This window comes from Trinickia diaoshuihuensis, from assembly GCF_003390925.1.
GTDB classification, from domain to species: Bacteria; Pseudomonadota; Gammaproteobacteria; order Burkholderiales; family Burkholderiaceae; genus Trinickia; species Trinickia diaoshuihuensis.
The window spans coordinates 156,970-171,004 of record NZ_QUBS01000033.1; the positions used below are offsets into that span (position 1 = coordinate 156,970).

A 14,035-nucleotide genomic window follows, 5' to 3' on the forward strand; every position below is an offset into this window, starting at 1 on the left:
CCTGATATTGGGGCTGAAAAAAACCGTCGTACCTGATGCTTTCCGGGACCGCGTCGGCGGTGGGCCGGAAAGCCGTATTGCGTCTTCCCGCGAGTCTATCGTTACTCGAGCGCCGCCTTGGCCGCTGCGACAACATGCTCCACGGTAAAGCCGAAATGCTTGAACAGCACACCGGCCGGAGCCGATTCGCCGAACGTATCGATCCCGACCACGCCACCCTCCAGGCCGACGTACTTGCGCCAAAAGTCGGTCACGCCGGCTTCGATGGCGACGCGGCGCACGCCCTTGGGCAGCACGCGTTCGCGGTACTCGGCATCCTGACGGTCGAACACGGTCGTCGCCGGCATCGAAACGACGCGCGCCGCGATGCCTTGCTGAGCGAGCGGCTCGACGGCGTTCAGTGCGAGTTCGATCTCCGAACCCGTGGCGATCAGGATGATCTTGCGCGCGACGATTTCGTCGTTCCAATCGCGCAACACATAACCGCCCTTCGCGATGTTGGCGATTTGCGCATCGCTGCGGGGCGCGAACGGCAAGTTCTGACGGCTGAAGATCAGACACGAGGGGCCGCGATACTCGATCGCTTGCGTCCAAGCCACCGCCGTTTCGACCGTGTCGCACGGACGCCAGACGTGCAGATTCGGAATCAAGCGCAGGCTCGCGACGTGTTCGACCGACTGGTGCGTCGGACCGTCTTCGCCGAGACCGATCGAGTCGTGCGTGAACACGAAAATCGAGGGCGACTTCATGAGCGCGGCCACGCGCAGCGCGTTGCGGCTGTAGTCGGAGAACGTGAGGAACGTGCCTCCGAACGCCTTGTAGCCGCCGTGCAGCGCGATCCCGTTGAGCACGGCGCTCATGCCGAATTCACGGACGCCGTAGTTGACGTGGTTGCCCCACTCGATGCCGTGCTCGCCCGCGCGCACGGGCTTGCTCGCCTTCCAGTTCGTCAGATTGGAGCCCGTCAAATCGGCCGAGCCGCCCAGCAACTCGGGCAGCGCCGCGGCGAGACCTTCGATCGCTTGCTGCGATGCCTTGCGCGTCGCGACCGTCTCGGCCCGCTCGTTCGCGCCGGCGATGATCGCTTGAGCCTTGGCCGCCCAATCGGCCGGCAACTTGCCGCTCGCGCGGCGCTCGAATTCGGCGGCCTCTTGCGGGTACTTGGCGCGATATTGCGCGAACGCGTCTTTCCACTCGGCTTCGCGCTTTGCGCCCGCTTCCTTCGCGTCCCATGCCGCATACACTTCTTGCGGAATGACGAACGGCTCCCACTTCCAGCCGATCGCCTCGCGCGTGGCCGCGATTTCCTGCGCGCCGAGCGGCGCGCCGTGCGCGTCGTGGCCGCCCGCCTTGGTAGGCGCACCCTTGCCGATGACGGTCTTGCAGCAAATCAGCGTGGGCTTATCGGCACGCTTCGCCGCGGCGATCGCGGCATCGACCGCTTGCACGTCATGACCGTCCACATTGCGGATGACGTTCCAGCCGTAGGCCTCGAAGCGCTTGGGCGTGTCGTCGGCGAACCAGTATTCGACGTGGCCGTCGATCGAGATGCCGTTATCGTCGTACAGCGCGATCAGCTTGCCGAGCTTGAGCGTGCCCGCGAGCGAGCAAGCTTCGTGCGAGATGCCTTCCATCAGGCAGCCGTCGCCCAGGAACACGTAGGTGTAGTGATCGACGATCTTGGCATCGGCTTTGTTGAACTCGGCCGCGAGCAGCGCTTCGGCCAGCGCCATGCCGACGGCGTTCGCGAGACCTTGACCCAGCGGGCCCGTCGTCGTTTCGACGCCCGGCGTAATGCCGTATTCGGGGTGGCCCGGCGTTTTCGAGTGCAGTTGGCGGAAGTTCTTCAGTTCCGCGAGCGGCAGGTCGTAGCCGGTCAGGTGCAGCAGCGAATAGAGCAACATCGAGCCGTGGCCGTTGGAGAGCACGAAACGGTCGCGGTCCGCCCAATGCGGGTCGAGCGGATTGTGCTTGAGGTGCCGGGCCCATAGAGCGACGGCAATTTCCGCCATGCCCATCGGCATGCCGGGGTGGCCTGAGTTCGCTTGTTGGACGGCGTCCATGGCGAGCGCGCGGATCGCGTTCGCCATGAGAGCGGTGGATGCGGGAGACGAGGTCGTCATGTCGAGTCCGGAGAACGAGTCGAGAAAGCGTGGCGCGCAATGGACCGCTGCTCGTATTCGACCGCCGCCCGCGCGGGCGGGGCACCTGCCGCGGCGCGACACGAAGGGAGCAAACGGACAGGCTGCAAAGCGTGCCATTCTAACAGATGGAGCCCGCCCCCTTGCCGAACCGCGCGGCTTGAGACGGTCGGATCGGCCCCCGCAACGGTTCTATAATTCGGGCATTGAGACCCGTTTGCACGCACCGGCCAGCCGTGTCTTCTCCGACCGATCGGACCCTTCTTTTTCATCCCGCACCGGGAGCCGCTTACGGCTTTCCCGATGCGCGCCGCGTGGCGCACGCCGAGTCGCCGCATCAGCGCATCGAGGTCTGGGAGACGGCGCAACTCGGCTTGCTTTTCACGCTCGATGGGCACCCGATGACCTCGGTCGGCGACGAATTCGTCTATCACGAATGCATGGTGCATCCGGCAGCGCTCTCGCATCCTAGTCCGCGCAAGGCCTTGGTGCTTGGCGGAGGCGACGGCGGCGCAGCGAGGCAATTGCTCGCCCACCCAAGCATCGAGCGCATCGTCGTGGCCGAACTCGACGCGGCCGTCGTCGGCATGGCGCGCGAGCATCTGCAGGGCGTGCACGGGGGGGCGCTCGACGATGCGCGCGTGCAGCTCGTCATCGGCGACGCGGCGCGTTTCGTCGCGGCAACGACAGAACGGTTCGATTTGGTGGTATTCGATTTGACGCCGCCGGACTCGCCGGCCGCCGAACTTTATACCGCCGCCTTTTATACACAGTTGAAAACGGCGCTTGCGCCCCGCGCGATCGTTTCGATGCATCTCGGCTCGGCCCAATTTCACCTCGAACGCGCCGCCGCGCTACTGCGCGGTTTGCGCGCGAGCTTCTCGATGGTTCACGTGATGTCGGCATTCGTGCCGCTATACGGATCGCTCTGGCTCATGGCGCTGGCGAGCGACACGCTCGACGCCGCCTCGCTGTTCAAGCATGACATCGAGGAGCGCCTCGCGGCTCGCGGCATCGACGGCTTGCGCTACTATGACGCCGCGCTGCATCCGGCGCTGTTCGCGCTGCCGCGCACGCTGCGGGGCGCGCTCGGCTGACCTGCCGCGCCGCGCGCATGCGTGACTGCGTGCTCCTGTAACCGAATTACAACTGCCGCTTTATGCCCCGTTTTTTCGTCGACTCATCCCTCGAGCCCGGCGACGTCGTCGCGCTGCCCGATGAAGTCGCCCGCCATGTCCAAGTGCTACGGCTCGCGGCCGGCGATTCGCTGACGCTGTTCAACGGCCGCGGCGGCCAATACGAAGCCGATCTCGTCGAAATCGGCCGGCGCAGCGCCGTGGCGCGGATCGGGGCATTCGAGCCGCTCGATGCCGAGCCGCCATACCGCATCACGCTCGCGCAAGGCATCGCCGGCGGCGACAAGATGGACTGGCTGATCGAAAAGGCCGTCGAACTCGGCGTCGCCCGCATCGCGCCGCTGACGACCGCGCGGGCGGTCGTGCGTTTATCCGCCGAACGCGCGAGCCGCCGCCATGCGCATTGGGAAGGCGTCGTGCGCGCCGCCTGCGAACAGTGCGGACGCAACCGCCTTCCGGAGGTCGATCCCGCTCAGGACTTCTCGAAATGGCTCGAGGCGCTGCCCGCGCCCGCCGACGACACCGCGCTGCGCTTGATGCTGTCACCGCGCGCGGCCACGGCATTCGCGTCGTTGCCCGCCGCGGCGCCGAACGTCGAGGTCGTCTTACTGATCGGGCCGGAGGGCGGCCTTTCCCCCGAAGAAGAAGATGCCGCGCGCGAGCATGGATTCGCCCCGTTATCGCTCGGACCGCGCGTGCTGCGCACCGAGACGGCCGGGATGGCGGTGCTCGCGGCGCTCGCCGCGCGCTGGGGCGGGTGGTAATGCTGTGAGCCGGTGGCTCCGGCCGGGCACGCGCTGAAATACAAAGGCCCGCGCGAAGGCGGGCCGATGAGGGGGCGCTCGGGCGGTGGCGCGGGTGAGCGCCGGCCGCCGCCCGGTTAGGGGCGCTTAGGCGAACGAATAGAAAACGCGGAATGCGACCTTGCGCTCGGCCCAGAACTCGGCCGCCTCGCGGAACACGTCGAGCAGCGTCTCGCGCCCTTCCTTGTCGAACTTTTGTGCGATCGGGAGCCCCTCGAGAACGATCACGAAACCGGGCTGCGCACCCGCCTTGTGGACGAGATCGGTCAGACAGTCGTAGAGCGCGTCGTAGTTCTTGCCGAAATGCTTCGGAAACAGGAACGACGTGGCGATCGTTTCCAGCACTTCCTGCTTCGAGGCAGCCTGCCCGCAGTAAGCGAACAAAAAGTGCTGCTCGAGCCGGCGCGCTTCGTCGGCGAGATCTTGCACGCGAAACGCCCGGATCGATTGGACGATGTTCGGTCGCACGGTCGCGAAAAGGCTCATGGGCTCCTCGCTCGGTGAATGCCGGGATGCCGCGTCGCCTTCGGCGCCCTGACCGCGCTCGGTCATGCGCAATTGCATGACGCGCTGAAAAAGATTGCCGTCGCCGGCCGCGAACAGATCCGTCGCGACTGCGGTTTCGTGCGCGTAGACGTTGTCGCTCATGCCGTTCATCCCGATGTCATTCAACAATGCGTTTGAAACTGTTGTAGTGGTCGTCTGAATAGAAGCAGTCGTCGATCCGTCCAGAGGGGCCGCCGCAGACGATGCGGCGCGCACCGCGGTTTTTCGCTCGCGGCGTGGGGACCGTGTACTCATGGTAGTAACCGCGCCGATGCGGCGGCAACAGCCGCTCGAAATTGCCGAACACGACGCCGTCCTTCGCGTACGGATAGGGACCGCCGGCCGCGATCGACTTCAGCGTGACGCGCGCCTCGGGCGGCAACTGCGCCGGCGAGATCGTGCCGGTCACGCCAGCCGGCGCCATCGGCGCCTCGCGCGCCCAAGCCGCCGGCGACAAGTCCGGGCCGCCGGGCACACCGATACCGGTCCAGCCCGCTACGGCCACGAAGGCCGCCATTGCACCGTGACGAAGCCACTTAGCTGCTCGTTCGCGTGTTCCCGCGCGTGTCATCGGCCAGAGTTCCTGCTGCTCGATCGAAAGTGAACGACCACGAAAAGTGTAAGGGTATCCCTAACGGCCCTCGGACGCAATCTTTGTGTGGAAAATGAAAGGTTTAGCTTCGATTCGCGGGATTTCCGATGGTCCTATTTATCTTGCACAAGATAAATATCCACCACGCGCAAGATAAGATCCGATCCGACGGTAACCGATGCGGCGAGTCTTTGCCTCCTCGTCGCGGCGATCGGAGATCGTTGTTTCACGCATTTGGGGCGGCAGCCTCTCTTTTCGCCCCCGGCGTGCCCGCAACGGGCACGCCGTTTTTCTTTGCCGTCCGGCTTAACTGCCCGGCTCAGCCGCCCGGCTTAACGCACGTCAGCGGCCCGCGGCGCTCACGTCGGCCACGAGCAGGGCCGCCATATTGACGATGCGCCGCACCGTCGCCGACTCGGTGAGGACATGCACGGGCTTGGCCGCGCCGAGCAAGATCGGCCCGATCGCGATATTGTTGCCCGCGGCGGTCTTCAGCAGGTTATAGGCGATGTTCGCCGCATCGATGTTCGGCAACACGAGCAGGTTCGCCTCGCCGTCCAGCGTCGATTCCGGCAGTACTTCGCGTCGCAGCGCCGGGTCGAGGGCAACGTCCCCGTGCATCTCGCCGTCCACTTGCAGATCGGGCGCGCGCTCGCGGATCAGTTCGAGCGTATCGCGCATCTTCTGCGCGGAGGGCGCATTGCTCGTCCCGAAATTCGAATGCGAAACAAGCGCGATCTTCGGTTCGATACCGAAGCGGCGCACCTCTTCGGCCGCCATGATCGTGATTTCGGCCAACTCCGCCGGCGTCGGATCGACGTTCACGTGCGTATCGACGAGGAAGATCTGACGGCCCGGCAGCACGAGGCCGTTCATCGCGCCGAACACGGTGCAGCCCTCGCGTTTGCCGATGACTTGATTGATGAAGTGCAGGTGACGATGCGGTGTGGAGATCGTGCCGCAAATCATGCCGTCGGCTTCGCCCTTCTTGACGAGCATCGAACCAATCAGCGTCGTGCGGCGGCGCATCTCGACCTTCGCCAATTGTTGGCTGATGCCCTTGCGGCACATCATCTTGTAGTAGGTCTGCCAGAAGTCGCGATAGCGCTCGTCGTGCTCGGTATTGACGACCGTGAAATCGACACCCGGCGTGAGCCGCAAGCCGTAGCGCTCGATGCGGTGCTCGATGACCGCGGGCCGGCCGATCAAGATCGGCGTGGCGAGCTTTTCGTCGACGACGATTTGCACGGCGCGCAGCACGCGCTCTTCCTCGCCCTCGGCGAACACGATGCGCTTCTTGCCGGGCTCGACGCTGCGCGCCTGCTGGAAGATCGGCTTCATCGTCGTACCGCTGTGGTAGACGAACTGTTGCAGATGCTGCTTGTAGGCGTCCATATCCTCGATCGGACGCGTCGCGACGCCGGAATCCATCGCAGCCTGCGCCACGGCCGGCGCGATCTTCACGATGAGACGCGGATCGAACGGCTTCGGAATCAAGTACTCCGGTCCGAACGAGAGGTCCTGAATGCCATATGCCGTCGCGACGATGTCGCTTTGTTCCTGCCGCGCGAGCTCGGCGATCGCGTTGACGGCGGCGATTTCCATCTCGCGCGTCACCGTCGTCGCGCCGGCATCGAGCGCGCCGCGGAAGATGAACGGGAAGCACAGGACGTTGTTGACCTGGTTCGGGTAATCGGTGCGGCCCGTCGCGAGCACGGCGTCGGGTCGCACTTCCAACGCGAGTTCCGGCAGGATTTCCGGCGTCGGATTGGCCAGCGCGAGGATCAGCGGCTTGGCGGCCATCGTCTTGACCATCTCGGGCTTGAGCACGCCGCCGGCCGACAGACCGAGGAAAATGTCGGCGCCTTCGATGACCTCGGCCAGCGTGCGCGCCGTCGTCTCGCGCGCGAAACGTTCCTTATCCGGGTCCATCAGTTCGGTACGGCCCTTGTAGACCACACCGGCCAAATCCGTCACCAGGATGTTCTCGATCGGCAGCCCGAGATCGACGAGCAAGTCCAAACACGCGAGGGCGGCGGCGCCGGCGCCGGAAGCAACGAGCTTGACCTTCGAGATGTCCTTGCCGACCACCTTCAAGCCGTTCGTGACGGCGGCCGCCACGACGATGGCCGTGCCGTGCTGGTCGTCGTGGAAAACGGGGATCTTCATCCGTTTGCGGCACTCGCGCTCCACGATGAAGCAATCGGGTGCCTTGATGTCTTCCAAGTTGATGCCGCCGAACGTCGGTTCGAGCGCGGCGATCACATCGACGAGCTTATGCGGATCGGATTCGTTCAGCTCGATATCGAAAACGTCGATCCCGGCGAACTTCTTGAACAGCACGGCCTTGCCTTCCATGACGGGCTTCGAGGCGAGCGGGCCGATATTGCCGAGACCGAGCACCGCCGTGCCGTTCGTGACGACGCCGACCAGGTTGCTGCGCGCCGTGAAGCGCGCCGCGTTCAGCGGATTCTCGACGATTTCCTCGCAAGCGAACGCGACCCCGGGCGAATACGCTAGCGCGAGATCGCGCTGGTTGATCATCTGTTTCGTCGGCGCAATGGCGATCTTGCCGGGCGACGGAAATTCGTGATAATCGAGCGCGGCTTCGCGCAGCTTCGCCTTGGCGGCAGCGGGATTCGTAGACATGAGGTTCGTGAGTCCAGTCTGAGGGTGTGTTACGCGGATTAGAATGAGTGTTCGACGCATTGTAGCGCCATTCGTCCCCCCTCCCGACCGCCTTGTCCGTCCGGCCGGGTCTGCCGGGCGTGTCGGCGCGGCCTTGCCGCTGCAACCGATCACCTTCCGACCGCACCTTTCTATGCCCTTATCCGAGTTCGCGCTGATCGAACGTTTTTTTGCGCGGCGCGCGCGTTCGAGCCCCACCGTCGCCGCGCTGGGCATTGGCGACGACTGCGCCTTGATCGCCCCCGATGCCGGGCAAATGCTGGCCGTTTCGACGGACATGCTCGTCGAAGGCCGCCATTTCATGCCCGATGTCGATCCACGCGCGCTGGGCCACAAGACGCTGGCCGTGAACTTATCGGATCTCGCCGCGATGGGTGCGAAGCCGCGTGCCTTCACGCTCTCGCTCGCGCTCGAAACGCCGCGCGAGGCATGGCTCGAAGCCTTCGCCGACGGTCTGTTCGCCCTCGCGGACCGTCACGGCTGCGCGTTGATCGGCGGCGATACGACGCGTGGCCCCTTGAACTTGTGCGTGACCATCTTCGGCGACGTCCCCGCGCACGCGGCGCTGCGCCGCGACGGCGCCAAGGATGGCGACGATATCTGGGTGTCGGGCACGCTCGGCGACGCGCGCGCGGGCCTGGGCGTTTTGCGCGGCGAATGGCCGGCGGGGGTATTCGACGCGAACGACGAAGCCTCGCTGCGTCATGCTCTCGAGCAGCCCGAGCCGCGCATCGCGCTCGGCCTCGCGTTACGCGGCCTCGCGCATTCGGCGCTCGATGTTTCCGACGGCCTGGCCGGAGACTTGCGCCACATCCTCGAGCGCTCGCGCGTGCACGCCTCGATCGACGTCGACGCCATTCCGCGTTCGGGCACGCTGCGCAAGCTGCCGCTCGACGCCCAGCGGCGCTGCGCGCTTGCAGGCGGCGACGACTACGAGCTGCTTTTCACGGCCCCGGCTCACGCGCGCGAGGCCATTGCCGACGCGGGCGGACGCGCGAACGTGGCCGTCACGAGGATCGGTACAATAAGCGCCCTGCGTCATGCGGCCGACGAGCCGGCGATCGCATGGCACGACGGCGCGAATGCGCCGCTTTCCTTGACGCTGCACGGCTTCGACCATTTCGATGCAACCTGATCCTTCGTTAGGCGGCGGTGCGCCGCCCGCCGCAGTCGACGCGCCGCGCGTGAAGCGCCGCGCAAGCGCTCGCTTCATGCTGTCGCACCCGCTCCATTGGTTCTCGCTCGGGTTCGGCAGCGGCCTTTCCCCGATCATGCCGGGCACCGTCGGCACGCTATTCGCGTGGGCCTCGTTTGCCGCCCTCAACGGCCGCCTGACCGTCATCGAATGGGCCGCGCTGATCGTTGTCGGGTTCATCGCCGGTATCTATATGACGGGCTTCACGGCGCGCAAGCTCGGCACCGACGATCCCTCCCCCGTCGTCTGGGATGAGATCGTCGCGTTCTGGCTCGTGCTCGTCTTCGTCACGCCCGAAACGTTCGCGGGCCAACTCGGCGCATTTGTCGTGTTCCGCTTCTTCGACATGGTCAAGCCGCCGCCGATCCGCTACTTCGACCGCCGCGTCAAAGGCGGCTTCGGCATCATGCTCGACGACCTGGTCGCGGCTTTCTTCTCGCTGCTCGTCATTGCGCTTTGGCGCATGACAATCTGACCCCCGGGGCCCGCCCGGCGCCACGCAACCGTTGCCCAGCCGAGATCAACGCAATGCCAACCGATTCCGTCGTTCATCAACTCGCCGTGCGCGCCGGCAACAAGCTGCGCGAGATGCATCTGCTTCTTGCCACCGCGGAGTCGTGCACGGGCGGCATGGTCGCCGCGGCCGTCACCGATATTTCGGGCAGCAGCGGATGGTTCGAGCGCGGCTTCGTCACGTACTCGAATCAAGCGAAAACGGAAATGATCGGCGTGCCGGCCGAGTTGATCGACAAACACGGCGCCGTCAGCGAGAACGTCGCGCGGGCGATGGCCGAAGGCGCGCTGCGCAACAGCCGCGCCCAGGTGTCGCTCGCCATTACGGGCGTGGCGGGTCCCGGCGGCGGGACGGAAACCAAGCCGGTCGGCATGGTCTGCTTCGCTTGGAGCAATCGCCTCGAAACGTCGGCGGAAACGCTCGTGTTCAAGGGCGATCGCGAACAGATTCGCGTGCAAGCCGCCGCGCACGCGCTGCGCGGCTTGCTCAAACATATCGACGAGAACGAGCGCTAGCGTAAGGGGTAGCGTTAAGGCGCGGCGCCGGCCGTTCGCCGGTATGGGCTATGACGGGGTAAGGGCTATGACGCTCAACGATAGCCGTTGATCTTATCGCGCGTTTCTTGGGCGATGCGCGCCGCCTCGCGCGCGAAGTTTCCGTCCTTGCCCGCATACAGAATCGCGCGCGACGAGTTGATCATCATCCCCGTGCCGGCCGCCGTGCGCCCGGCGCGCACGGTCGCTTCGACGTCGCCGCCCTGCGCGCCGATGCCTGGAATCAAGAGCGGCATGTCACCGACGATGCCGCGCACCACCTCGATCTCTTTCGGAAACGTCGCCCCGACGACCAAGCCCAGTTGGCCGCTCGCGTTCCATTTCTCGGCCGCGAGCGACGCCACGACCTGATAGAGCGGCCGCCCGCCCGTTTCGAGAAATTGCAGATCGGAGCCGCCCGGGTTAGACGTGCGGCACAGCACGATCACGCCCTTGCCTTCGTGCGCCAGGTACGGCTCGATCGAGTCGAAACCCATGTACGGATTGACGGTCACCGCATCGGCGCGGTAGCGCTCGAACGCCTCGCGCGCGTATTGCTCGGCTGTGCTGCCGATGTCGCCGCGCTTGGCATCCAAAATCACCGGCAAACCCGGGTGATTGTCGTGGACGTGCGCGATCAACGCTTCGAGTTGGTCCTCGGCGCGATGCGCGGCGAAGTAGGCGATCTGCGGTTTGAACGCGCTGGCGAAGGGCGCGGTCGCATCGACGATGTCGCGGCAAAATTCGAAAATCTTGTCGGCGCGGTTGGCGAGGCCGGCGGGAAAGCGCGACGGTTCGGGATCGAGACCGACGCACAGGAGCGAGTTCGTGCGCTGCCAAGCATCGTGGAGCGAGCGAACGAACGAGTAGGAGCTGGACATAACGAAGACGGCGCGCGCGCCGATGGCGGAAAAGGTGCATATTTTAACCGTTCGCCGTCGCGCCTCGCCGCGCCGCCGCCGTGTGTCCGCTATCGCCCCACGGGCTCGACCGTAAAGCGGAACGCGCGCGTCAAGCGCTCGCCCGGCGCCAAGACGGTCATGCCATGCTCACTGGCGCCGCCCGGCAAATTGACCGCGTTGATCGGATGATCGACGGGCTCGAAGCAAAAGAAATCTTCGCCGGGCGGCGTGTAGAGCACGTAATAGTCGGCGTCCGCCTCGATCGTGAGCGACAGCCGCCTGCGCGGCCATACGACCGATGCTCGCCCGCTCCACTGCGTGAAGGCGTGGTTCACGAGCGCGCCGGGCAGTGGATAGGCCACGCCGAACACCCAGGCGGCCGGGGCCGGCACGTGACGCTGGGGCAACCAGTCGTCGCCGGACAACCACAAGCCGCTCGCCGCGGCCGCGAGGCGCGTGTCGTCGTCGCGTGCGAGGAACGGATGCAGCCCGAGCCCGAACGGCAACGCCTCGCGCCCGGCATTCTCGACGGCGAGCGTGACGGTTAGCGCCGGCCCATCGAGCGCATAACGCAGCGTCGCCCGGTAGGCATGCGGCTTAGCTCGTTCGCGCTCGAGCACGAGGGTGGCATGGTGCTCGCCGCGGTCGGCGACGCGCCATGCGCGCAGCCAGCCGTCGCCGTGGATCGGCAAGCGCTCATCCGCTCGATTGCGAGGGACCGCCACCTCACGCCCCTCGAATTGAAAACGCGCGCCGCCGATGCGATTCGAAAACGGTACGAGCGGATAGCAGGCAAGCCCGTTCGGGTCTGTCTCGTCTTGCGCCGGCTGCCCCGAATCGCACCCCCGAAAAATGGGCGTCGGCGCACGACCGTCGCCATGCCAATCGAATCGCGTCATCCCGCCGCCGCGCGATGGCGCGAGATCGACGCGCAGATGTTCGTTGGCCAGCGTCAATTCGGCGCCTCTAGCCTCATCGCCCGCTGAGCGCGCAATCGCCGACGTTCCCGGCCCGGGGCGGACCGGCTGCACGATCGCGGCCAGCTTCGCACTGCGCGTTTGCGCTCGCTTGTTGCCCGCATCGGTGCGGGAGCGGCGAGTCTCGGACGCGCGCGCGGCGCTGAGATCGGTATGGGCTGCGCTCATGATCGGCTCCGTCGAGAGGCGCCCGGCCATGACGGCCAGGCAATATGCGAAGGCGTGTCGTTGCCGCCTTTGACCCCTGGGGATGCGTTCGGTTTAACCCGGCGCGCCAGGGTTTACCGCCACCGGCCCTGAAACAGCGGCTCGGGCAAGCCGCGCCGGCTACTCGACGCGACGAAGATGCCCCCGGCCTCTGGTTGCGTCGCGAGCGCCGCCGCATCGAGTTCGACACGGGCCGTGGTGAGATAAAGCGTGCTCAGGTGCGGTCCCCCAAGGGCCACGCAACTGGGCTGGCTCACCGGCACGACGACGCGTTCGGTTTCGACGCCGTCGGGGCCGTAACGCACGACGCGGCTACCGCCCCATTGCGCGTTCCACAAGCCTCCCTCGGCATCGACGGTCGAGCCGTCGGGCACGCCCTCCGGATCGGTCAGCCGCGCGAAGAGGCGAATGTGACCGACCGTCCCGTCGGCCCCGTAGTCGCAAGCGAGGATCTCGCGCGAGGGCGAGTCGCAAAAGTACATCGTCGCGCCGTCGGGGCTGAAGCCGATGCTGTTCGAGATGGCGGGCGTCGGCAAGGGCAGCCGCTCGAGCGACAAATCGTGGCCGAGCCGGTAAAAGCCCCCTGCCACTTCCGTATCGGGCCCTTCGTATTTGGTGCCGAAGACGAAACGCCCCTGACGGTCGCACCGGCCGTCGTTCAATCGCGTGGGAAGGCCGGACTCGACGTCCACGATCGGGCGAATCTCGAGCGTCGTCAGATCGAAGAATGCGAGATGGGTCGCGAGGCCGAGCAGCAGGTGGTTCGGGTCGGCGCACAGCGCGAAGGTCGCCAGCCGTTCGGGCATCGGCCAGCTCGCGTGCTCGTCCGTAGCCGGATCGAAGCGATGCAAGCGCGCGCCTTCGATGTCGGTCCAGTAAAAGCGCCCGGTGCGCGCGCACCAGGTCGCCCCCTCGCCCAACGCGCAGCGCGCGGGCACCGCGAGCGTCGCGCGGCCACCCTCGGCGTTCATGCCCATCCCCCATCGACGATGAATTCCTGCGCCGTCACCATGCGGCTGTCGTCGGCCGCCAAGAACAGCGCCATGCGCGCCAAATCCTCTGGCATGAGTTCGCCGTCCAAGCACTGCCCTTCCTTCAGCGCGCGTTTGCCGGCCTCGTCGAGCCACAGCCTGCGCTGCTTCTCGGTCAGAACCCAGCCGGGCACGAGCGTATTGACGCGGATGCCGAACGGTCCCAAATCGCGCGCCAGTGCGTGCGTGAGCCCTTGAATCGCGGCCTTCGACGTCAAGTAAACGGGCATGCCCCCTTGCTTGAGCATCCAACTGATCGAGCCCAGGTTGATGATCGAGCCGCCGCCCGCGCGCTTCATGTCCTCGACCACGGCTTGCGCGGCGAAGAACTGGTGCCGCAGATTGACGGCGATGCCCGCGTCGAACGAATCCGGCGTGACGTCGGCGAGTGCATGGCGGACGTCGTTGGCGGCGTTGTTGACTAGCACCGCGATCGGGCCGATGGCACTTTGCGCATCGGCGATCGCGCCGCGCAGCGCCTCGATGTCGGTCACGTCGCAGGCGAGAAAGAGCGGCTTCTCGCGCGCATCGCCGAGCGCATCGGCCAGCGCCTGACCCGCGCTCGTGTCGATATCGCAAAATGCCACGCGCGCGCCTTGCAGCGCGAAATGCTGGACGAACGAGGCGCCGATGCCGGTCGCGCCGCCCGTGATGAACACGGTTCGGCCGACGAGGCTCGGGTAGCGCGCGTAGGGGCCCAATTGCGGATGATCGGGAAGCGACATCGTAAATAGTCTCCGTTAGAGCGAAAGAGCGCCTTTCGTTGTGCG

Annotated in this window: 13 protein-coding genes; 5 read left to right on the forward strand and 8 right to left on the reverse strand. The window is 66.0% G+C overall.

The genetic code is table 11. The features are described 5' to 3' along the window. Window positions 1–101 precede the first annotated feature (101 nt). On the reverse strand, window positions 102–2,123 hold the full coding sequence (gene tkt, locus DXT59_RS09920) for a transketolase (RefSeq protein WP_116136728.1): 2,022 nt from the start codon (window positions 2,121–2,123) through the stop codon (window positions 102–104). A gap of 254 nt (window positions 2,124–2,377) precedes the next feature. Between tkt and speE the strand changes: the two genes are divergently transcribed. Continuing rightward, the gene (gene speE, locus DXT59_RS09925) at window positions 2,378–3,238 is read left to right on the forward strand and encodes a polyamine aminopropyltransferase (protein ID WP_116136729.1); all 861 of its coding nucleotides are present in this window, start codon (window positions 2,378–2,380) and stop codon (window positions 3,236–3,238) included. Between the two features lie 62 nt (window positions 3,239–3,300). Next, complete coding sequence (locus DXT59_RS09930) at window positions 3,301–4,041, forward strand: 16S rRNA (uracil(1498)-N(3))-methyltransferase (protein ID WP_116136730.1); 741 nt, start codon at window positions 3,301–3,303, stop codon at window positions 4,039–4,041. A 126-nt stretch (window positions 4,042–4,167) separates the two neighbouring features. Here the strand turns inward: DXT59_RS09930 and DXT59_RS09935 are convergent, their stop codons facing one another. From DXT59_RS09935 to DXT59_RS09945, 3 genes are all read right to left on the reverse strand, one after another. Further along, window positions 4,168–4,728: a barstar family protein gene (locus DXT59_RS09935; RefSeq protein WP_116136786.1), complete on the reverse strand. Its 561-nt coding sequence runs from the start codon at window positions 4,726–4,728 to the stop codon at window positions 4,168–4,170. A 16-nt stretch (window positions 4,729–4,744) separates the two neighbouring features. Beyond that, window positions 4,745–5,197, reverse strand: a complete 453-nt coding sequence (locus DXT59_RS09940; protein WP_162878010.1) for a ribonuclease — start codon at window positions 5,195–5,197, stop codon at window positions 4,745–4,747. Window positions 5,198–5,560: 363 nt separating this feature from the next. After that, window positions 5,561–7,867: an NADP-dependent malic enzyme gene (locus DXT59_RS09945; protein ID WP_116136732.1), complete on the reverse strand. Its 2,307-nt coding sequence runs from the start codon at window positions 7,865–7,867 to the stop codon at window positions 5,561–5,563. Window positions 7,868–8,039: 172 nt separating this feature from the next. Here DXT59_RS09945 and thiL point away from each other — a divergent pair, with 172 nt between their 5' ends. Genes thiL through DXT59_RS09960 form a run of 3 tightly spaced genes read left to right on the forward strand, consistent with a single transcriptional unit; the run spans window position 8,040 to window position 10,130 of the window. Beyond that, a complete protein-coding gene (gene thiL / locus DXT59_RS09950; RefSeq protein WP_116136733.1) occupies window positions 8,040–9,041 on the forward strand; it encodes a thiamine-phosphate kinase in 1,002 nt (333 codons plus the stop codon). Next, window positions 9,031–9,576 (forward strand): phosphatidylglycerophosphatase A family protein, encoded by a 546-nt coding sequence (locus tag DXT59_RS09955; protein WP_116136734.1) that lies wholly within the window; start codon window positions 9,031–9,033, stop codon window positions 9,574–9,576. Before thiL ends, DXT59_RS09955 begins: the two co-directional genes overlap by 11 nt. A gap of 53 nt (window positions 9,577–9,629) precedes the next feature. Continuing rightward, on the forward strand, window positions 9,630–10,130 hold the full coding sequence (locus DXT59_RS09960) for a CinA family protein (protein ID WP_116136735.1): 501 nt from the start codon (window positions 9,630–9,632) through the stop codon (window positions 10,128–10,130). A 74-nt stretch (window positions 10,131–10,204) separates the two neighbouring features. On the opposite strand, the gene pyrF is transcribed toward DXT59_RS09960, so the two are convergent. The 4 genes from pyrF to DXT59_RS09980 all read right to left on the reverse strand — a co-directional run bounded on the left by pyrF (window position 10,205) and on the right by DXT59_RS09980 (window position 13,990). Beyond that, a complete protein-coding gene (gene pyrF, locus DXT59_RS09965; protein ID WP_116136736.1) occupies window positions 10,205–11,029 on the reverse strand; it encodes an orotidine-5'-phosphate decarboxylase in 825 nt (274 codons plus the stop codon). 89 nt (window positions 11,030–11,118) lie between these two features. Beyond that, window positions 11,119–12,195, reverse strand: a complete 1,077-nt coding sequence (locus tag DXT59_RS09970) for an aldose 1-epimerase (RefSeq protein ID WP_116136787.1) — start codon at window positions 12,193–12,195, stop codon at window positions 11,119–11,121. A gap of 113 nt (window positions 12,196–12,308) precedes the next feature. Continuing rightward, complete coding sequence (locus tag DXT59_RS09975; protein ID WP_116136788.1) at window positions 12,309–13,205, reverse strand: SMP-30/gluconolactonase/LRE family protein; 897 nt, start codon at window positions 13,203–13,205, stop codon at window positions 12,309–12,311. Next, the gene (locus DXT59_RS09980) at window positions 13,202–13,990 is read right to left on the reverse strand and encodes an SDR family NAD(P)-dependent oxidoreductase (protein WP_116136737.1); all 789 of its coding nucleotides are present in this window, start codon (window positions 13,988–13,990) and stop codon (window positions 13,202–13,204) included. Before DXT59_RS09980 ends, DXT59_RS09975 begins: the two co-directional genes overlap by 4 nt. Window positions 13,991–14,035 lie beyond the last annotated feature (45 nt).